Here is a 265-nt window from a genome sequence, read left to right as displayed (position 1 = left end):
ACCAGGAGACCCGCATAGCCGACGGTCGGGACGAACACCGCGAGCGCGAGGGCGATGAGGAACAGGATGATCGCGGCGAGATCACCGGTCACGCCCGCCCGCAGGACTTCGACGGGAGTGGCGGTGAAGTCGGGATGGCGCAGCAGATACAGCCAGCCCGCGAGCGTCGTGATCTGCGTGAGGATCAGCGTCCCGATGTAGACCACAGGCTGCAGGGAGTCCGTCTCCATCTGCCCGATCATCGCGGTCGGCACGGGCAGCCAGA

1 protein-coding gene is annotated in these 265 nt (G+C 66.8%); it reads right to left on the bottom strand.

All coding sequences use genetic code 11. The features are described 5' to 3' along the window. On the bottom strand, nt 1–265 hold a 265-nt coding region (locus SB753_RS37970), incomplete at both ends, for a hypothetical protein (RefSeq protein WP_410805275.1).

Origin of the sequence: Paraburkholderia sp. SIMBA_053, from assembly GCF_046534895.1 — a bacterium.
GTDB lineage: Bacteria > Pseudomonadota > Gammaproteobacteria > Burkholderiales > Burkholderiaceae > Paraburkholderia > Paraburkholderia caledonica.
Note: the sequence above shows the minus strand (reverse complement) of the source record. Positions and strands in the feature narration are given on the sequence as shown.